Consider the following 19,734-nt stretch of genomic DNA (forward strand, 5'->3'; position numbering starts at 1 on the left):
GGAGGCGCCGCAGGCTTCTCACCCCCGGGCCGTGCGGCCGGCGGGGGCCGCTTCGCGGGAGGCACCACCGGCTTCTCGGCCCCCGGGCCGCGCAGTCGGCGGGGGCCGTCTCGCGGGGTGGGGGGGGGGGAGGCGCCACAGGCCGGGCCGGCGCTTGTGGGAGGCGCAGCAGGCCGGACCGGCGCATCGTCGTGGCGGGTGGGTGGGCATCCGGCCGTCGGCCGGGGAAAAGGAGGGCGAAGGGGGGCGAAGGAGGCGTGGCCCTGGTCGGGCGGGTGCCCCCTTCGCCTGCCGGGCGGGCTAGTGGGCCGCCGATTCCCAGTCGGGGCCGACGCCCACCGAGACGTCCAGCGGAGCCCTCAGCTGTACGGCGCCCGCCATCTCGCGGCGGACGATCTCCTCCGCGGCCGCACGCTCGCCGGGGGCGATCTCCAGGACGATTTCGTCGTGGACCTGGAGGAGCATGCGGGACTTGAGGTCCGCGTCCCGCAGCGCGCCGTCCACCTTGAGCATGGCGATCTTCACGATGTCCGCCGCCGTGCCCTGGATGGGCGCGTTGAGGGCCATCCGCTCGGCCGCCTCGCGGCGCTGGCGGTTGTCGCTGTTGAGGTCGGGGAGGTAGCGGCGGCGTCCGAACAGCGTGGCCGTGTACCCCGTCGCCCGCGCCTCGTCGACCGCGCGGCGCAGATAGTCCCGGACCCCGCCGAAGCGCTCGAAGTAGGCGTCCATCAGGGATCGGGCCTCGGCCGCCTCGATGTTGAGCTGCTGGGAGAGGCCGAACGCGGACAGGCCGTAGGCCAGGCCGTACGACATCGCCTTGATCTTGCGCCGCATCTCCGCGTCCACCGCGCCGGGCTCGACACCGAACACCTGGGAGGCGGCCGTGGTGTGCAGGTCCTCGCCCGAGGTGAAGGCACGGATCAGGCCCTCGTCCTCGGAGAGGTGGGCCATCACGCGCAGCTCGATCTGGCTGTAGTCCGCGGTCATCAGGGACTCGAACCCCTCGCCGACCACGAAGCCGCGGCGGATCGCCCGGCCCTCGTCCGTGCGGACCGGGATGTTCTGGAGGTTGGGGTCCGTGGAGGACAGGCGTCCGGTCGCGGCCACCGTCTGGTTGAAGGTGGTGTGGATACGGCCGTCGCCCGCGATGGTCTTGATCAGGCCCTCGACGGTGACCCGCAGCTTGGCCTGCTCGCGGTGCCGGAGCATGATCACCGGCAGCTCGTTGTCGGTCTGGGTGGCGAGCCAGGCCAGGGCGTCGGCGTCGGTGGTGTAGCCGGTCTTGGTCTTCTTCGTCTTCGGCAGGGCGAGCTCGCCGAAGAGGACCTCCTGGAGCTGCTTGGGCGAGCCCAGGTTGAACTCGTGGCCGGCCGCCGCGTGCGCCTCCTTCACGGCCTGCTGCACGGCTCCCGCGAACATCTGCTCCATCGCTTCGAGGTGCGCGCGGTCGGCCGCGATGCCGTGCCGCTCCATGCGGGCGAGCAGCGCGGACGTGGGCAGCTCCATGTCCCGCAGCAGGTCGGCGGCGCCCACCTCCGCCAGGCGCGCCTCGAACGCGGTACCGAGGTCGAGGACCGCGCGGGCCTGGATCATCAGGGCCTCGGCCTCGGCGCCCTCGTCCGCGCCGAAGGCCAGCTGGCCGTCGGCCACGGCGGCCGGGGCCAGCTCGCGGTGCAGGTACTCCAGGGACAGCGCGTCCAGGTCGAAGGAGCGACGGCCCGGCTTGACCAGGTAGGCGGCGAGCGCGGTGTCCATGGTGACGCCCTGGACGCTCCAGCCGTGCTCGGCGAGGACGCGCATGGCGCCCTTGGCGTCGTGCAGCACCTTGGGGCGGTCGGCGTCGGCCAGCCAGGCCGCGAACGCGTTCTCGTCGGCCTCGTCCAGCTCCGACGGGTCGAACCAGACCGCCGCTCCGCCGGCCGCGGCGAGGGCGACCTCGGCGACCGAGCCGGTGCCCAGCGCCCAGGTGCCGACCGTGGCGACGCCCAGGGTCGCGGCGCCGTGCTCGGCGAGCCAGGGAGCCAGCTCGCCGGTGTGCAGGATCCGGCCGTCGATCTCCACGCCGTCGGCGGTGACGGGGGCGGCCTCGGCCTCCTCCGTGCCCGGGTCGACCGCGAAGAGACGCTCGCGCAGGGACGGGTTGCGGATCTCCAGGGTGTCCAGGACCATCGCGACGGCCTTGCGGTCGTACGGGGCCCGCTCCAGGTCGGTGACCGACTTCGGCAGCTCGACCCGGCGCTCCAGCTCGGTGAGGACGCGGTTGAGCTTGACCGCCTCCAGGTGGTCGCGGAGGTTCTGCCCGGCCTTGCCCTTGACCTCCTCGACCCGCTCGACCAGCTCGGCGAAGGAGCCGAACTGGTTGATCCACTTCGCGGCGGTCTTCTCGCCGACGCCGGGGATGCCGGGGAGGTTGTCCGAGGGGTCGCCGCGCAGGGCCGCGAAGTCGGGGTACTGGGCGGGCGTCAAGCCGTACTTCTCGAAGACCTTCTCCGGGGTGAACCGGGTCAGCTCCGAGACGCCCTTGGTCGGGTAGAGCACCGTGGTGTTCTCGGTGACCAGCTGGAAGGAGTCGCGGTCGCCGGTGACGATCAGGACCTCGAAGCCCTCGGCCTCGGCCTGGGTGGCCAGCGTGGCGATGACGTCGTCCGCCTCGAAGCCCTCGACAGCGAAGCGCGGTGCGTGCATCGCGTCGAGCAGCTCGCCGATCAGCTCCACCTGGCCACGGAACTCGTCCGGCGTCTTGGAACGGTTCGCCTTGTACTCGGTGAACCGCTCGGAACGCCACGTCTTGCGGGAGACGTCGAAGGCCACCGCGAAGTGCGTGGGCGCCTCGTCACGCAGCGTGTTGGCCAGCATCGACGCGAAGCCGTAGATCGCGTTCGTCGGCTGGCCGGTCGCGGTCGTGAAGTTCTCCGCGGGCAGCGCGAAGAACGCGCGGTAGGCCAGCGAGTGCCCGTCCATGAGCATCAGCCGGGGACGGGTGCCGCCGGGGGTCTTGTCGGTCTGCTTCGGTGCTGTCTCTGCCACGCACCCGATCCTGCCACGCCCCACCGACAGTCCGGTCCGCACGCCTCCGGCGGGTGTGAACCACGACACAGTGACCGGTGGCGGCCGGCTGTGGAGGGGTGCGCGTGGACGGGGGGCGGCGGCTCGGAGGCGGACGCCGGCGTCGGCGGTGGACCACGGCGGGAAAGGGGCGGCGGCGGGAAGGGGGGCGGTGTCCGTGTCGGTGGGGCGTGGGAGGATCGACTGCGTACTTCTCACACGCAGTCGAAGGGGACCGTGCGATGGCGACGAAGCCGCCCAAGGGTGATCCGGTTCAGGACGCGCCGCAGGTCACGGAGCCGAAGCACGCGGCGGCGGGACTGCCGGCCATCGGGCACACGCTGCGCATCGCCCAGCAGCAGATGGGTGTGCGGCGCACCGCGCTGACGCTGCTGCGGGTGAACCAGAAGGAGGGCTTCGACTGCCCGGGCTGCGCCTGGCCGGAGCCGGAGCACCGGCACGCGGCGGAGTTCTGCGAGAACGGCGCCAAGGCGGTCGCCGAGGAGGCCACCCTGCGCCGGGTCACGCCCGAGTTCTTCGCCGCCCACTCGGTCGCGGACCTGTCCGGCCGCAGCGGGTACTGGCTGGGCCAGCAGGGCCGGCTCACCCACCCGATGTACCTCGCCGAGGGAGGCACGCACTACGAGCCGGTCTCCTGGGAGCGGGCCTTCGACATCGTCGCCGAGGAGATCGCCGCCCTCGGCTCCGCGGACGAGGCCGTCTTCTACACCTCGGGCCGCACCAGCAACGAGGCGGCGTTCCTCTACCAGCTCTTCGCGCGCGAGCTCGGCACGAACAACCTGCCGGACTGCTCGAACATGTGTCACGAGTCGTCCGGGTCGGCGCTCGGCGAGACCATCGGCATCGGCAAGGGCAGCGTCCTGCTGGAGGACCTCCACCAGGCCGACCTGATCATCGTGGCGGGCCAGAACCCGGGCACGAACCACCCGCGCATGCTCTCGGCGCTGGAGAAGGCCAAGGCGAACGGCGCGAAGATCATCAGCGTCAATCCGCTGCCCGAGGCGGGCCTGGAGCGCTTCAAGAACCCGCAGACCCCGCAGGGTCTGATCAAGGGCGCCGCGCTCACCGATCTGTTCCTCCAGATCCGCATCGGCGGCGACCAGGCCCTCTTCCGGCTCCTCAACAAGCTGATCCTGGAAACGGAAGGCGCGGTGGACGAGGAGTTCGTCCGCGAACACACCCACGGCTTCGAGGAGTTCGCCGAGGCGGCGCGCGAGGCCGACTGGGACGGCACACTCACCGCTACGGGCCTCACGCGCGCGGAGATCGAGCAGGCGCTGCGCATGGTTCTCGCCTCCCGGCGGACCATCGTCTGCTGGGCCATGGGCCTCACGCAGCACAAGCACTCGGTGCCGACCATCCGCGAGGTGGTCAACTTCCTGCTGCTGCGCGGCAACATCGGCCGCCCGGGCGCGGGGGTGTGCCCGGTGCGCGGGCACAGCAACGTCCAGGGCGACCGCACCATGGGCATCTTCGAGCGGCCCGCACCGGCCTTCCTCGACGCCCTGGAGAAGGAGTTCGGGTTCGCCCCGCCGCGCGAGCACGGCTTCGACGTCGTACGGGCCATCCGCGCGCTGCGCGACGGCGAGGCGAAGGTCTTCTTCGCCATGGGCGGCAACTTCGTCTCCGCCTCGCCCGACACCGAGGTCACCGAGGCCGCGATGCGGCGGGCCCGGCTGACCGTGCACGTGTCGACCAAGCTGAACCGCTCGCACGTGGTCACCGGCGCGCGGGCCTTGATCCTGCCCACCCTGGGCCGGACCGAGCGCGATGTCCAGGCCGGCGGCGAGCAGTTCGTGACGGTCGAGGACTCCATGGGCATGGTGCACGCCTCGCGCGGGCGCCTGAAGCCCGCGAGTGCCCACCTCCGCTCCGAGCCGGCCATCGTCTGCGGGCTGGCGCGCCGGGTGCTCGGCGGGCGCAGCGTCGTGCCGTGGGAGGAGTTCGAGAAGGACTACGCGACGATCCGCGACCGCATCGCGCGCGTGATCCCCGGCTTCGAGGACTTCAACGCGCGCGTGACCGGTTCCGCCGGCGGCTTCGCGCTGCCGCACGCCCCGCGTGACGAGCGCCGCTTCCCGACGGCCACGGGCAAGGCGAACTTCACGGCGGCACCGGTGGAGTACCCGGAGCTGCCGGAGGGCCGCCTGCTGCTGCAGACCCTGCGCTCGCACGACCAGTACAACACCACGATCTACGGGCTGGACGACCGCTACCGGGGCATCACGGGCGGGCGCCGGGTGGTGCTGGTGCACCCGGAGGACGCGCGGGCGCTCGGGGTCGCCGAGGGGTCGTACGTCGACCTGGTGAGCGAGTGGCGGGACGGGGTGGAACGGCGGGCGCCCGGCTTCCGGGTCGTGCCGTACCCGACGGCCCGGGGGTGCGCGGCGGCGTACTACCCCGAGACGAACGTGCTGGTGCCGCTGGACGCCACCGCCGACACCAGCAACACCCCGGCCAGCAAGTCCGTCGTCGTACGCCTCGAACCCCGTTCCGAATCGCGTCTGGAACAATCGGCGACCGACTGAGCGTTTGCTCAGTCAATGGATCACGTGGACGCAGAACGGAGCCGGGCCATGGGTGAGCAGCAGCAAGTGAAGTTCCCGCAGGAGGTCATCGACGAGTACGCGGCGCTCGGCGTGGACCTGCCCGCCCTGTTCTCGGCCGGACACCTGGGGACGCGGATGGGTGTGCAGATCCTGGAGGCCTCCCCGGACAAGGTCGTCGGGACCATGCCGGTGGAGGGCAACACCCAGCCGTACGGCCTGCTGCACGGCGGCGCCTCGGCGGTGCTCGCCGAGACCCTCGGCTCGGTCGGCTCCATGCTGCACGGCGGCAGCTCGAAGATCGCGGTCGGCGTGGACCTGAACTGCACGCACCACCGGGGAGTCCGCTCGGGCCTGGTGACGGGCGTGGCCACGCCGGTGCACCGCGGCCGGTCGACGGCGACCTACGAGATCGTGATCAGTGACGAGGAGGGCCGGCGGGTCTGCACCGCCCGGCTGACCTGCATGCTGCGCGAGGTGCGACCGGCCGACGGGGCGACCTCGGACCCGACGGCGAACTGACCGCCCCGCCCCCGGCTACGGCGGCCCCGCCCGCCGGGGCACCCGCCACCCGACCACCGGTCCGGTGCGCCTCGCGGGCCCGCCACGCCCGGTCGCGACGCCCGTGGGCCCGCCGAGAGGCCCCCGGCCCGCCGATCCCCGCCGACCCGCACGCCGAGGGGCACCCGGCGGCCACCTCCGTCCACGCCGCAGCGTTACCCGCCGACCCTCACGCCGTGGGACACCCGGCGGCCACCCCCGTCCACGCCGCAGCGTTACCCGCCGACCCGCACGCCGAGGGGCACCCGGCGGCCACCCCCGTCCACGCCGCAGCGTTACCCGCCGGCCCGCACGCCGAGGGGCACCCGGCGGCCGCCCCCGTCCGTGCCGGAGCGTTGCCCCTCCCCGTCCCTCCCCTTAGCTTCGGCACATGGGACGGCGACGAGGCCCCCGCCGTGGGGCGAGCTTCCTGATGCTCGGGCTGGCGCTGCCGGCGACGGTGACCGTCACGGGCTGCGACGGACCCGGCGGCTCGGCGGACGGGGCACACCCCGCCCCCTCGGCACGGTCCGCGCACACCACGCCGACCGCACCGGCAACGGCGCCCACTCCAGTCACGCAGTCCACGCGGTCCACGCGCGCGACGCACTCCGCCCCGGGCCTCGCCTCACCCCCGCCCGCCTCCCCCGCCGTGCCCCCCGCCGCCTCGCCCTCCCGGCCCTCCCCCGCCGAGCTCTGCACCCGGCTCGTCGTCTCCTGGTCGCGCGAGGTGCTCGACGGCGACACCTACGGTGACTACCAGTCGATGGGCCTGTCCGGCGGGCAGTACGAGATCCTCAGGGCTGTCGTGACCGCGGCACGGGTCGCCGAACGGCGCCAAGGCGAAGCTGCCGCACGGAAGTTGATCGACCGTCAGGCGCGCCGCGCGTGCGCCGAACGGTACCGCGACGGGACCCCGGGCGAACGGCCCTGGTCGTGAGCGGGATCGGCCCGGTGGAGCCCGGCGAGGGCACCCGCGCGTGGGACACTGGGCGTCCGGCCGGGCCGGGTCCGGGGCGTCCGAGCCGTTCGGCTCCGGCCGCCTGGTACCGCCGTCACCGGCGGACCGCCCTCTCCCTGGCCGCCGCGACCGTCCTGCTGGGAGGCGCCGGCGCGTTGTACGCCACCCGGCCGGAGAACGCGCCCCCGCACGCGACCCCACCGCCCGCCCAACCGCCGTACCCCGCCCAGGTGGTGGACGTGACCTACCTGGACGTCCGGCCCACTCCGGCGGACGCCCCGCCACGCAGCTTCAGCTTCGCGGTCCTGGTGAGGGTGACATCGGGACCGCCGGTCACGGTGACCCGGGTGACGCAGCCGTACGCGGGCCTCACGCTGACGACGCGGCCGCGCACTCCGCTGCGGACGAGGGCCGGTTCGGACCGCAAGATCACGATAACGATGCACGTGACGGAATGCGGGAAAGCCCCCAGGAACGCCGGTCTCCCTTTCCTGGACGTAACCCTGCGTAATAAGCGTGCAATGCAGACCCAGAGCTTCATCCTGGGCCCGCGCTACGCGCGGGACCTCTCCCGCGCCCTGGAAGTAGCCTGTAGCAACAGTTTTGGTAATCACCAAAACGGCTGAGACGCCTGGGATGATCATGGCCGGGTCCAGCACTTTCTCAGAATGCGGACGGAGCGAATCCACCTGAATTCCTCCTTCTCCCCCACGCAGTACCGCTCTGCATTACGTCGTGTCATAACAAGAGAGTCACAGCCTTCGTCAGACACTCCTCCACGTTCCCCACACACGCTTAGAGTCACGGCCAGTCACCGCGCCTTCGGAATACCCATTCAGCGCGGCGCGCGACTCGACCGCTTCCACGGGGAAGCGGTTGTGCCTGGGGAAAGGACTGATCGTGCGTCAACGTTCGCTTATCGCCATCACCGCCGCGCTGGCGGCGGGAGCGCTCACACTCACCGCCTGCGGCTCGCGCGACAGCGGCGACAAGGGGTCGGACTCGGACAACGGCGGCACCACCGTCGTGATCGGTGTCGACGCACCCCTGACCGGCGACCTGTCCGCCATGGGCCTCGGCATCAAGAACTCGGCCGACCTCGCCGCGCGCAACGCCAACAAGAACAACTTCGTCAAGGGCGTCACGTTCAAGGTGGAGGCCCTGGACGACCAGGCCCAGCCGTCGGCCGGCCAGCAGAACGCCTCGAAGTTCGTCTCCGAGGACGGCGTCCTCGGCGTCGTCGGCCCGCTGAACTCCTCCGTCGCCGAGTCGATGCAGAAGGTCTTCGACGACGCCAAGCTGGTCCAGGTCTCCCCCGCCAACACCGGCCCCGCCCTCACCCAGGGCCCCGACTGGCAGAACAAGAAGGTCCGCCCCTACAAGGCCTACTTCCGCACCGCGACCACGGACGCCATCCAGGGCCCGTTCGCCGCCCAGTACGTCTTCAACGACGCCAAGAAGAAGAAGGTCTTCGTCATCGACGACAAGAAGACCTACGGCTCCGGCCTGGCCGCCACCTTCACCGAGGAGTTCAAGAAGCTCGGCGGCAAGGTGGTCGGCACCGAGCACATCAACCCGGACGCCAAGGACTTCTCCGCGGTCGCCACCAAGGTCAAGAACTCCGGCGCCGAGATCGTCTACTACGGCGGCGAGTACCCGCAGGCCGGCCCGCTCAGCAAGCAGATCAAGGCCGGCGGCGCCAAGATCCCGCTGGTCGGCGGTGACGGCATCAAGGACGACACGTTCATGAAGCTGGCGGGCTCCGAGGCCACCGGCGACCTGGCCACCTCCGTCGGCGCCCCGGTCGAGGACCTGCCCTCCGCCAAGCAGTTCGTCGCCGACTACAAGGCCGCGGGCTACAAGGAGGAGTACTCCGCCTACGGCGGCTACGCCTACGACTCCGCCTGGGCGGTCATCGAGGCCGTCAAGAAGGTCGTCGACGACAACGGCGGCAAGCTGCCCTCCGACGCCCGCGCGAAGGTCACCGAGGCCATGCAGGGCGTGTCCTTCGACGGTGTGACCGGCAAGGTCTCCTTCGACGAGTACGGCGACGCCAGCAACAAGCAGCTCACCGTCTACGCCGTGAAGAACGGTGCCTGGGTGCCCGTCAAGTCCGGTACCTACACGGGCTGATCACGCCCGCACCTCTCCACGAGCCGCGCGGGGCGCTGTTCCACTGGCGCCCCGCGCGGACTCGCATCCGGCCACATCCCTCGCACTTTCCGAACGTCTCGGAGGACATGCGGTGAACGAACTGCCGCAGCAGCTGGTCAACGGCCTGCTACTAGGATCCATGTACGGGCTGATCGCCATTGGCTACACAATGGTCTACGGCATCGTCCAGCTCATCAACTTCGCCCACGGCGAGATCTTCATGACGGGAGCATTCGGCGCCCTCACCGTCTGGCTCTGGCTGCCCGGCGGCACCACCATGTGGATCGCGCTGCCACTGATGATCATAGGCGCCGTCATCGTCGCGGTCGCCATCGCGGTCGGGGCGGAACGGTTCGCCTACCGGCCCCTGCGCAACGCCCCGCGTCTCGCACCCCTGATCACCGCCATCGGCCTCTCCCTCGCCCTCCAGCAGGCCGTGTGGGCCTGGTACCCGGAGGCGAAGTCCGCGCGCACCTTCCCGCAGATCGAAGGCGGCCCCTTCGAGATCGGCAGCGTCACCATCCAGACCGGTGACATCTTCCTCGTCGTCGCGGCCCCGCTCAGCATGGCGGTCCTCGCCTACTTCGTGATGAAGACCCGCACCGGCCGCGGCATGCAGGCCACCGCGCAGGACCCGGACACCGCCAAGCTCATGGGCGTCAACACCGACCGCATCATCGTCATCGCGTTCGCCCTCGGCGCCGCGTTCGCCGCGGTCGGAGCCGTCGCCTACGGCCTCAAGTACGGCGAGATCAACTTCCGTATGGGCTTCATCCTCGGCCTGAAGGCCTTCACCGCGGCCGTCCTCGGCGGCATCGGCAACATCTACGGCGCCATGATCGGCGGTGTGGTCCTCGGCGTGGCCGAAACCCTGGCCACCGCTTACATCGCCGACATCCCGGGCATGGACCAGTTCGGCAGCCAGTCCTGGGCCGACGTCTGGGCCTTCGTACTCCTCATCCTCGTACTGCTGTTCAGGCCGCAGGGTCTGCTCGGCGAGCGCGTCGCGGACAGGGCGTGAGACCGATGACCACACAGACCACCGCACCCGAGACTCCCAGCGCCCGCAAGGCCGACGCCCCGGCCGGTCTGCTGCCCCTGCCCGAGAAGGCCGCCCGCGGCCTCGCCCTCGGCGCCAGCGTCCTGACCGCCGTCTCCACGTTCCTCGCCTGGACCTGGACCGCCGCGTTCCCCGGCGACCTCACCGTCTACGGCTACCCCGGCGGCCTCCAGGTCCTCGTCCTCGTCGGCGCCGCCCTCGCCACCCTCTTCGCGCTCGCCGGCTACGGCATCCGCGGACTGGGCTGGCTGGTGCCCGCCGGTCCCGACGCGGCCCTGAAGTTCGCCACCCTGGCCGCCTTCGCCACCAGCTGGTACACGGTCCTCGCGATCAGCAGCGACCTCGGCGGACTCGTCAACCTCGAACCCGGCGGCTTCCTCGTCGCCGTCAGCAGCCTCGCCGCCCTCGCCGGCGCGCTCTCCCTGCCCTTCCAGCGGCCCGAGCCCGACCCGATCGACCCGGACGACACCGGCTGGGAGAAGTTCAAGCACGGTGCCGCGCACACATGGGAGACCACCAAAGCGGTCTTCACCGCCGGTTCCCCGCGGCCCGTTGCCACGCTGCCCTCCTACGCCGAGATCCTGGTCATCGTCGCGATGCTCGGCCTGGGCCTGCTCGTCTTCACCTACGGCATCGGCACCGAGTACGACGAGCTGTTCATCGGCTTCCTGATCACCGCGGGCTTCAGCTTCGCCGCCCTGAACAAGGCCGGACTGATCGCCCACGCCTCACAGATCGCCTCCCGGCACACGAACATCACCATCTGCGGCGCCTTCGTCGCGGCGGCGCTGTTCCCCTTCACCCAGACCAACGACCAGTACGCGACCCTCGGCGTCTACATCCTGATCTTCGCCACGGTCGCCCTCGGCCTGAACATCGTCGTCGGCCTCGCCGGCCTCCTCGACCTCGGTTACGTCGCCTTCCTCGGCGTCGGCGCCTACGCGGCGGCCCTGGTCTCCGGCTCCCCCAGCTCGCCCTTCGACGTCCACTTCCCGTTCTGGGCCGCGGTCCTCGTCGGCGCCGCCGCCTCGCTCGTCTTCGGCGTACTGATCGGCGCCCCGACACTGCGGCTGCGCGGCGACTACCTCGCCATCGTCACCCTCGGCTTCGGCGAGATCTTCCGCATCACCGCGAACAACCTCGACGGCACCTCCGGACCCGACCTCACCAACGGCTCCAACGGTGTCTCCTCCATCCCCAACCTCGACGTCCTCGGCTTCGACTTCGGCGCCCAGCACGACATGGGCGGCTTCACCATCGGCCGCTTCGCCAACTACTTCTTCCTGATGCTGATCATCACCGCGGTCGTGGTGCTGGTCTTCCGGCGCAGCGGCAACTCCCGCATCGGACGCGCCTGGGTGGCCATCCGCGAGGACGAGACGGCCGCGCTCGCCATGGGCATCAACGGCTTCCGCGTCAAGCTGATCGCCTTCGCCGTCGGCGCCTCGCTCGCCGGCCTCGCGGGCACCGTCCAGGCCCACGTGACCTACACGGTGACGCCCGAGCAGTACCTGTTCGCCGGCCCCATCCCGCCCAACTCGGCCTTCCTGCTCGCCGCCGTCGTCCTCGGCGGCATGGGCACCATCAGCGGCCCGCTGATCGGTGCGGCCCTGCTCTTCCTGATCCCCAACAAGCTCCAGTTCCTGGGCAACTACCAGCTCTTCGCCTTCGGTCTCGCGCTCATCCTGCTGATGCGGTTCCGTCCCGAGGGCCTCATCCCGAACCGCCGCCGCCAGCTCGAGTTCCACGAAGAGGCGGAAGCACCCACCCTCCTGACGAAGGCGGGGGCCTGACCACCATGACGACCGACACCACCACGAAGGACACCGCCCCCGGCGCCACCGTGCCCGGCGAGACCGTCCTCGACGCCCGCGGCGTGACCATGCGCTTCGGCGGCCTCACCGCCGTCCGCGGCGTCGACCTCACCGTCAACGCCGGCGAGATCGTCGGCCTGATCGGCCCCAACGGCGCCGGCAAGACGACCTTCTTCAACTGCCTGACCGGCCTCTACGTCCCCACCGAGGGCGAAGTCCGCTACAAGGGCGACATCCTGCCGCCCAAATCCTTCAAGGTCACCGCGGCCGGCATCGCACGCACCTTCCAGAACATCCGGCTCTTCGCCAACATGACCGTCCTGGAGAACGTGCTCGTCGGCCGCCACACCCGCACCAAGGAAGGCTTCTGGTCCGCCGTACTGCGCGGCCCCGGCTTCCACAAGGCGGAGAAGGCCTCCCGGGACCGCGCCATGGAACTGCTCGCCTTCGTGGGCCTGGAACACAAGGCCGAGCACCTCGCCCGCAACCTGCCCTACGGCGAACAGCGCAAGCTGGAGATCGCGCGCGCCCTGGCCAGCGAGCCCGGCCTGCTGCTGCTCGACGAGCCGACGGCCGGCATGAACCCGCAGGAGACCCGGACCACCGAGGAACTGGTCTTCGCGATCAGGGACATGGGCATCGCCGTCCTCGTCATCGAGCACGACATGCGCTTCATCTTCAACCTGTGCGACCGCGTGGCCGTACTGGTGCAGGGCGAGAAGCTGATCGAGGGCGACAGCGCCACCGTCCAGGGCGACGAGCGCGTCGTCGCGGCCTACCTCGGTGAGCCTTTCGAGAACGCGCCCGGCGCCGAGGAGGTGGCCGAGGTGGAAGCCGCCGAGGCACACGCCGAGACCACGACGGACGCCGCGCCCGGCAAGGAGAACGACCGATGACCGCACTGCTCGAAGTCGAGGACCTGAAGGTCGCCTACGGCAAGATCGAGGCCGTCAAGGGCATCTCCTTCAAGGTCGAGGCCGGCCAGGTCGTCACCCTCATCGGGACCAACGGCGCGGGCAAGACCACCACGCTGCGCACACTGTCCGGCCTGCTGAAGCCGGTCGGCGGACAGATCAGGTTCAACGGCAGGTCGCTGAAGAAGGTCCCGGCCCACCAGGTGGTCTCCCTGGGCCTCGCCCACTCCCCCGAGGGGCGGCACATCTTCCCGCGCATGAGCATCGAGGACAACCTGCGCCTCGGCGCGTTCCTGCGCAACGACAAGCCGGGCATCGAGAAGGACATCCAGCGCGCCTACGACCTCTTCCCGATCCTCGGGGAGCGCCGGAAGCAGGCCGCGGGCACCCTCTCCGGCGGTGAGCAGCAGATGCTGGCGATGGGCAGGGCACTGATGTCCCAGCCCAAGCTGCTGATGCTGGACGAGCCGTCGATGGGCCTGTCGCCGATCATGATGCAGAAGATCATGGCGACGATCGCCGAGCTGAAGGCGCAGGGCACCACGATCCTGCTGGTCGAGCAGAACGCCCAGGCGGCGCTCTCCCTCGCCGACCAGGGTCACGTGATGGAGGTCGGCAACATCGTCCTGTCCGGCACGGGCCAGGACCTGCTGCACGACGAGTCGGTCCGCAAGGCCTACCTCGGCGAGGACTGACCGTTTCCGCACGACGAGGCCCGCGCCCCTCTTCTCCGGGGGCGCGGGCCTCGTCGCAGCGTGGGGGCGAGAGCTCAGCGCTCCTTCGCGGCCTTCTTCTCCTCGTTGTCCGCGATGACCGCCTCGGCGACCTGCTGCATCGACATGCGGCGGTCCATGGAGGTCTTCTGGATCCAGCGGAAGGCGGCCGGCTCGGTCAGGCCGTACTCGGTCTGCAGGACGGACTTCGCGCGGTCGACCAGCTTGCGGGTCTCCAGCCGCAGGGTGAGGTCGGCGACCTCCTTCTCCAGCTGCTTCAGCTCGGTGAACCGGGAGACGGCCATCTCGATCGCCGGGACGACGTCGCTCTTGCTGAACGGCTTCACCAGGTACGCCATGGCACCGGCGTCCCGGGCACGCTCGACGAGGTCGCGCTGCGAGAAGGCGGTGAGCATCAGGACCGGGGCGATGGACTCCTCGGCGATCTTCTCGGCCGCGGAGATGCCGTCCAGCTTGGGCATCTTCACGTCGAGGATGACCAGGTCCGGCTTGTGCTCGCGGGCCAGCTCGACGGCCTGCTCACCGTCCCCGGCCTCGCCGACGACGGTATACCCCTCTTCCTCCAGCATCTCTTTCAGGTCCAGCCGGATCAGGGCCTCGTCCTCGGCGATGACGACACGGGTCGTCAGCGGAGGCACGTGCGACTTGTCGTCGTCGGACACGTCTGCGGGCTGGGGCGACTCGGGGGCGGTCACTGAGGCTCCTTGGTCCAGGGCAGGGCTCTGCTCCCAGCAGAGTACCTAGCTGCGGGGACGGGCGGTGAACCGGTACACTCCCGGAAGTGCCTCGCCGGGTTGGCGGAACAGGCAGACGCTGATGTCTCAAACACATCTGTCCGAAAGGACGTGCGGGTTCGAGTCCCGCACCCGGCACTCGGAAGCGGAAGATCACGTTTGCGTGATCCTCCGCTTTTTGCTGCATACGGCCGGGTTCGGTGACCACCGACGCCCTCGGCCTGGTGGGCGTCGAGTGGACCACCCTGGCCCTGATGGACGCCCACGCCGGCCCCAAGCGCTGAGCGGCCCCCCGTCACTCCGGGCTGTCGTCCTCCCCGATGTGGTGGACCCTGACCATGTTGGTCGAGCCGGAGACGCCGGGCGGGGAGCCCGCCGTGATGACCACGACGTCGCCCTTGGCGCAGCGGCCGTACCGCAGCAGCAGCTCGTCCACCTGTTCGACCATGGCGTCCGTGGAGTCCACGTGCGGGCCGAGGAACGTCTCGGTGCCCCAGGTGAGGCTGAGCTGGGAGCGGGTGGCCGGCTCCGGGGTGAAGGCGAGCAGCGGGATCGGCGAGCGGTAGCGGGAGAGCCGGCGGGCGGTGTCCCCTGACTGGGTGAAGGCGACCAGGAACCTGGCGCCGAGGAAGTCGCCCATCTCGGCGGCGGCCCGGGCGACGGCGCCGCCCTGGGTGCGCGGCTTGTTCCGCTCGGTCAGCGGCGGCAGGCCGGCCGCCAGCATGTCCTCTTCGGCCGCCGCGACGATCTTCGCCATGGTGCGCACGGTCTCGACCGGGTAGGCGCCGACGCTGGTCTCGCCCGACAGCATCACCGCGTCGGTGCCGTCCAGGACCGCGTTGGCGACGTCGGAGGCCTCGGCCCGGGTCGGCCGGGAGTTGACGATCATCGAGTCCAGCATCTGGGTGGCGACGATCACCGGCTTGGCGTTGCGCCTGGCGAGCTTGACGGCGCGCTTCTGGACGATGGGCACCTGCTCCAGCGGCATCTCCACGCCGAGGTCGCCGCGCGCGACCATGAGGCCGTCGAAGGCGGCCACGATGCCGTCGAGGTTCTCCACCGCCTGGGGCTTCTCGATCTTGGCGATCACGGGGAGGCGGCGGCCCTCGTCGGCCATGATCCGGTGCACGTCGGCGGCGTCGTCGCCGCTGCGGACGAAGGAGAGGGCGATCACGTCGAAGCCGGTGCGCAGCGCCCAGCGCAGGTCGTCCTCGTCCTTCTTCGACAGGGCGGGGACGGAGACGGCGACGCCGGGGAGGTTCAGGCCCTTGTGGTCGGAGACGAGACCGCCCTCCCGGACCCGGGTGTGCACGCGGGGGCCGTCGACGTCGGTGACCTCCAGACAGACCTTGCCGTCGTCCACGAGGATGCGCTCGCCCGGGGTGACGTCGGTGGCGAGGCCGGCGTAGGTGGTGCCGCACTGGTGGCGGTCGCCTTCGACGCCTTCCTCCACGGTGATGGTGAAGGGGTCGCCGCGTTCAAGGAGTACCGGTCCTTCACGGAAACGGCCGAGCCGGATCTTCGGGCCCTGAAGGTCGGCGAGGATTCCGACGCTGCGGCCGGTTTCGTCGGCCGCCTTGCGCACGCGCCGGTAACGCTCCTCGTGCTCGGTGTGCGTGCCGTGGCTCAGGTTGAACCGGGCGACGTCCATTCCGGCCTCGACCAATGCCTTGATCTGGTCGTACGAGTCGGTGGCGGGCCCCAGAGTGCAGACGATCCTTGCTCGGCGCATGACTCGAGCCTAGGCCCTACCGGCCGGTAGAGAATTGGCATCGTATGACCACTCAACAGACTTTGGGCAAAGGCTTATTGACAAGTGTTGAATTGTGCGGCCGTCCGCTCCGATGAGCGATGGTCACCAGATCGCAACCTCCCGGCCCTGTTGCCGTAGGTCATGCTCAGGTCAGAATCTACGCGCGTTGTTGAACCATGCGCCAAGGAGACCCGAAGATGCCGTTGAACCGCCGGAAGTTCCTGAAGAAGTCCGCAGCCACCGGGGCGGGAGTGGCGGTCGCCGGTGCGGCGGCGGCCCCGGCGGCCCAGGCGGCGGAGGCCGGCGGGCCCGGGCGCCGCGAGAAGCGGTACTCGCTGACCGTCATGGGCACCACCGACCTGCACGGCCACGTCTTCAACTGGGACTACTTCAAGGACGCGGAGTACGCCGACAAGGCGGGCAACGCGATGGGCCTCGCCCGTATCTCCACCCTGGTCAAGCAGGTGCGCAAGGAGAAGGGCCGGTGCAACACCCTGCTGCTGGACGCCGGTGACACCATCCAGGGCACCCCGCTGACCTACTACTACGCCAAGGTCGACCCGATCACCGCCAAGGGCGGTCCGGTGCACCCGATGGCGCAGGCGATGAACGCGATCGGCTACGACGCGGCGGCCCTCGGCAACCACGAGTTCAACTACGGCATCGAGACGCTGCGCAGGTTCGAGGACCAGCTCGACTTCCCGCTGCTCGGCGCCAACGCCGTGGACGCCAGGACGCTGAAGCCCGCCTTCCCGCCGTACTTCATGAAGACGTTCCGTGTGCCGGGCGCCAAGCCGGTCAAGGTGGCCGTCCTCGGCCTGACCAACCCGGGCATCGCCATCTGGGACAAGGCGTACGTCCAGGGCAAGCTGGCGTTCCCCGGCCTGGAGGAGCAGGCCGCCAAGTGGGTGCCGAAGCTGCGGTCGATGGGCGCGGACGTGGTCGTCGTGTCGGCGCACTCCGGCTCCTCGGGCACCTCGTCGTACGGCGACCAGGTGCCCTACGTGGAGAACGCGGCGGCCAACGTCGCCCGGCAGGTGCCCGGGATCGACGCGATCCTGGTCGGCCACGCCCACGTGGAGATCCCGGAGCTGAAGGTCGTCAACGAGCAGACCGGCAGGACCGTCGTGCTCTCCGAGCCGCTGTGCTACGCCGAGCGGCTCACCCTCTTCGACATCGAGCTGGTGTTCCGCAAGGGGAAGTGGGAGGTGGAGTCGGTCTCCGCCTCGCTGCGCAACTCCAACTCCGTCGCCGACGACCCGGAGATCACGCGGCTGCTCGGCGACGAGCACAAGAAGGTCGTCGCGTACGTCAACCAGGTCGTCGGCCGTGCGACCGAGACCCTGACGACCGTCGACGCCCGCTACCGGGACGCCCCGATCATCGACCTGATCACCAAGGTGCAGGAGGACGTGGTCAAGGCCGCTCTGGCGGGCACCGAGTACGCCGCGCTGCCGGTGATCGCCCAGGCCTCGCCGTTCTCCCGGACCTCCGAGATCCCGGCCGGCGACGTCACCATCCGGGACCTGTCCAGCCTGTACGTCTACGACAACACGCTGGTCGCGAAGCTGATGACCGGCGCCCAGATCCGCGCCTACCTGGAGTACTCGGCGGAGTACTTCGTCCAGACGGCCGCGGGCGCGCCGGTCGACGTCGACAAGCTGACCAACGCCGGCAACCGCCCGGACTACAACTACGACTACGTCTCGGGCCTGACGTACGACATCGACATCGCCCAGCCGGCCGGGTCGCGGATCAAGAACCTCGCCTTCGACGGGGCTCCGCTGGACGACGCCCGGCAGTTCGTGCTCGCGGTGAACAACTACCGTGCCAACGGCGGCGGCGCCTTCCCGCACGTGGCCACCGCCAAGGAGCTGTGGTCGGAGTCGACGGAGATCCGTACCCGGATCGCCGAGTGGGTGACCGCGAAGGGCGTCCTGGATCCGAAGGACTTCGCGTCGGTGGCCTGGAGGCTGGTGCGCGAGGGCGTGCCGGTGTTCTAGGGGGTGGGACACCCCCTGGGTACGGCCCTGGTCTCTCACCTTCCTTCGGTGAGCGGAATGAGCCGCTTCGGGTGTCTGGCCTGCGGCATCCTGGCCGCCGGGTCCTCCAGTCCGAAGGAGGTGAAGGCCGTGCGGGACGGGAGCGGGTACGCCTCTTTCCCGGTGAGCGAGTTGAGGATGGTCGCGCTGCGCCAGGCGGACAGTCCCAGGTCGGGGGCGCCGACGCCGTGGGTGTGCAGCTCGGCGTTCTGGACGTAGACCGAGCCGGTGACCGAGGGGTCCAGTACCAGCCGGTACTCCTCGTCGACGCGCGGGCGTTCGCTGCCGTCGCGGCGGAGGTAGGGGTCGAGGCCGGCGAGGATGCGGCCGAGGGGGCGCTGGCGGTAGCCGGTGGCGAGGACCACGGCGTCGGTGGTGAGCCGGGAGCGGCTGTCCTGCTGCAGGTGTTCCAGGTGCAGCTCGATCCTGGTGGTGGCGATCCGGCCGGCGGTGCGGACGCGCACGCCCGGGGTGAGGACGGCGTCCGGCCAGCCGCCGTGCAGGGTGCGCCGGTACAGCTCGTCGTGGATGGCGGCGAGGGTACCGGCGTCGATGCCCTTGTGCAGCTGCCACTGGGCGGCGACCAGCCGGTCGCGGACGGGTTCGGCGAGGGCGTGGAAGTAGCGCGTGTAGTCGGGTGTGAAGTGTTCCAGGCCCAGCTTGGAGTACTCCATCGGCGCGAACGCCTCGGTGCGGCCGATCCAGTGCAGTTTCTCCCGGCCGGCCGGGCGGTGCCGGAGCAGGTCGAGGAAGACTTCGGCGCCGGACTGGCCCGAGCCGACGACGGTGACGTGTCCGGCGGCGAGGACGGTGTCGCGGTGGTCCAGGTAGTCGGCGGCGTGGACGACGGGCACGCCGGGCGCCTCGGCCAGGGGCCTCAGCGGATCGGGTACGTAGGGGCCGGTGCCGATGCCGAGGACGACGTTGCGCGTGTACGTGCGGCCGAGCGCCTCGGCCTCACCGGCGGCGTCGAGCTGGGTGAAGTCGACCTCGAACAGGTCCCGTTCGGGGTTCCAGCGGACGGCGTCGACCTGGTGGCGGAAGCGCAGCCGGGGCAGTTGCCGGGCCACCCAGCGGCAGTAGGCGTCGTACTCGGCGCGCTGGATGTGGAAGCGCTCGGCGAAGTAGAAGGGGAAGAGCCGCTCGCAGGTCCTGAGGTAGTTGAGGAAGCTCCAGGGGCTGGTCGGGTCGGCGAGGGTCACCAGGTCGGCGAGGAAGGGCACCTGGACGGTGGCGCCCTCGATGAGCAGTCCGGGGTGCCAGTCGAAACCGGGGCGCTGCTCGTAGAAGACGGCGTCGAGTGCGGTGAGCGGGTGGGCGAGCGCGGCGAGGGAGAGGTTGCTGGGGCCGATGCCGATGCCGACCAGGTCGCGTGGGGAGGCGGGGTCTTGGTGTGCGGGGTGGTTCATTGGGGGG

At 70.5% G+C, this 19,734-nt stretch carries 14 protein-coding genes and 1 tRNA gene; 11 read left to right on the top strand and 4 right to left on the bottom strand.

Annotated features, from left to right (window positions below):
- Positions 1-300: 300 nt before the first annotated feature.
- Positions 301-3,027: a DNA polymerase I gene (polA, locus tag ABZ576_RS00330; protein ID WP_360733909.1), complete on the bottom strand. Its 2,727-nt coding sequence runs from the start codon at positions 3,025-3,027 to the stop codon at positions 301-303.
- Positions 3,028-3,287: 260 nt separating this feature from the next.
- Here polA and ABZ576_RS00335 point away from each other — a divergent pair, with 260 nt between their 5' ends.
- From ABZ576_RS00335 to ABZ576_RS00375, 9 genes are all read left to right on the top strand, one after another.
- Positions 3,288-5,594 carry an FdhF/YdeP family oxidoreductase gene (locus ABZ576_RS00335; RefSeq protein WP_360733912.1) on the top strand — a complete coding sequence of 769 codons (2,307 nt, stop codon included), beginning with the start codon at positions 3,288-3,290 and terminating at the stop codon, positions 5,592-5,594.
- 48 nt (positions 5,595-5,642) lie between these two features.
- On the top strand, positions 5,643-6,134 hold the full coding sequence (locus ABZ576_RS00340; protein ID WP_360733915.1) for a hotdog fold thioesterase: 492 nt from the start codon (positions 5,643-5,645) through the stop codon (positions 6,132-6,134).
- A gap of 409 nt (positions 6,135-6,543) precedes the next feature.
- Positions 6,544-7,092 carry a hypothetical protein gene (locus ABZ576_RS00345; protein ID WP_360733917.1) on the top strand — a complete coding sequence of 183 codons (549 nt, stop codon included), beginning with the start codon at positions 6,544-6,546 and terminating at the stop codon, positions 7,090-7,092.
- Positions 7,089-7,739, top strand: a complete 651-nt coding sequence (locus ABZ576_RS00350) for a Tat pathway signal sequence domain protein (protein ID WP_360733920.1) — start codon at positions 7,089-7,091, stop codon at positions 7,737-7,739. Before ABZ576_RS00345 ends, ABZ576_RS00350 begins: the two co-directional genes overlap by 4 nt.
- A gap of 274 nt (positions 7,740-8,013) precedes the next feature.
- Positions 8,014-9,246 (top strand): branched-chain amino acid ABC transporter substrate-binding protein, encoded by a 1,233-nt coding sequence (locus ABZ576_RS00355; protein WP_360733922.1) that lies wholly within the window; start codon positions 8,014-8,016, stop codon positions 9,244-9,246.
- Positions 9,247-9,358: 112 nt separating this feature from the next.
- The gene (locus ABZ576_RS00360) at positions 9,359-10,288 is read left to right on the top strand and encodes a branched-chain amino acid ABC transporter permease (RefSeq protein WP_360733925.1); all 930 of its coding nucleotides are present in this window, start codon (positions 9,359-9,361) and stop codon (positions 10,286-10,288) included.
- A gap of 5 nt (positions 10,289-10,293) precedes the next feature.
- Complete coding sequence (locus tag ABZ576_RS00365) at positions 10,294-12,120, top strand: branched-chain amino acid ABC transporter permease (protein WP_360733927.1); 1,827 nt, start codon at positions 10,294-10,296, stop codon at positions 12,118-12,120.
- 5 nt (positions 12,121-12,125) lie between these two features.
- A complete protein-coding gene (locus ABZ576_RS00370) occupies positions 12,126-13,037 on the top strand; it encodes an ABC transporter ATP-binding protein (protein ID WP_360733930.1) in 912 nt (303 codons plus the stop codon).
- Entirely contained in the window at positions 13,034-13,750 is a 717-nt protein-coding gene (locus ABZ576_RS00375) for an ABC transporter ATP-binding protein (protein WP_360733933.1), read from the top strand. Before ABZ576_RS00370 ends, ABZ576_RS00375 begins: the two co-directional genes overlap by 4 nt.
- Before the next feature lie 74 nt (positions 13,751-13,824).
- On the opposite strand, the gene ABZ576_RS00380 is transcribed toward ABZ576_RS00375, so the two are convergent.
- Positions 13,825-14,484, bottom strand: a complete 660-nt coding sequence (locus ABZ576_RS00380; RefSeq protein WP_360733936.1) for a response regulator — start codon at positions 14,482-14,484, stop codon at positions 13,825-13,827.
- 93 nt (positions 14,485-14,577) lie between these two features.
- Here ABZ576_RS00380 and ABZ576_RS00385 point away from each other — a divergent pair.
- A tRNA-Leu gene (locus tag ABZ576_RS00385) sits at positions 14,578-14,661 on the top strand.
- Between the two features lie 157 nt (positions 14,662-14,818).
- Here ABZ576_RS00385 and pyk read toward each other — a convergent pair.
- Positions 14,819-16,255: a pyruvate kinase gene (gene pyk, locus ABZ576_RS00390; RefSeq protein WP_360733938.1), complete on the bottom strand. Its 1,437-nt coding sequence runs from the start codon at positions 16,253-16,255 to the stop codon at positions 14,819-14,821.
- Between the two features lie 218 nt (positions 16,256-16,473).
- Between pyk and ABZ576_RS00395 the strand changes: the two genes are divergently transcribed.
- Positions 16,474-18,279, top strand: a complete 1,806-nt coding sequence (locus ABZ576_RS00395) for a 5'-nucleotidase C-terminal domain-containing protein (RefSeq protein ID WP_360733940.1) — start codon at positions 16,474-16,476, stop codon at positions 18,277-18,279.
- Between the two features lie 35 nt (positions 18,280-18,314).
- Here the strand turns inward: ABZ576_RS00395 and ABZ576_RS00400 are convergent, their stop codons facing one another.
- Positions 18,315-19,727: a SidA/IucD/PvdA family monooxygenase gene (locus ABZ576_RS00400; RefSeq protein WP_360733942.1), complete on the bottom strand. Its 1,413-nt coding sequence runs from the start codon at positions 19,725-19,727 to the stop codon at positions 18,315-18,317.
- Between the last annotated feature and the right edge of the window lie 7 nt (positions 19,728-19,734).

It is taken from the genome of Streptomyces sp. NPDC013455 (assembly GCF_040632975.1).
GTDB lineage: Bacteria > Actinomycetota > Actinomycetes > Streptomycetales > Streptomycetaceae > Streptomyces.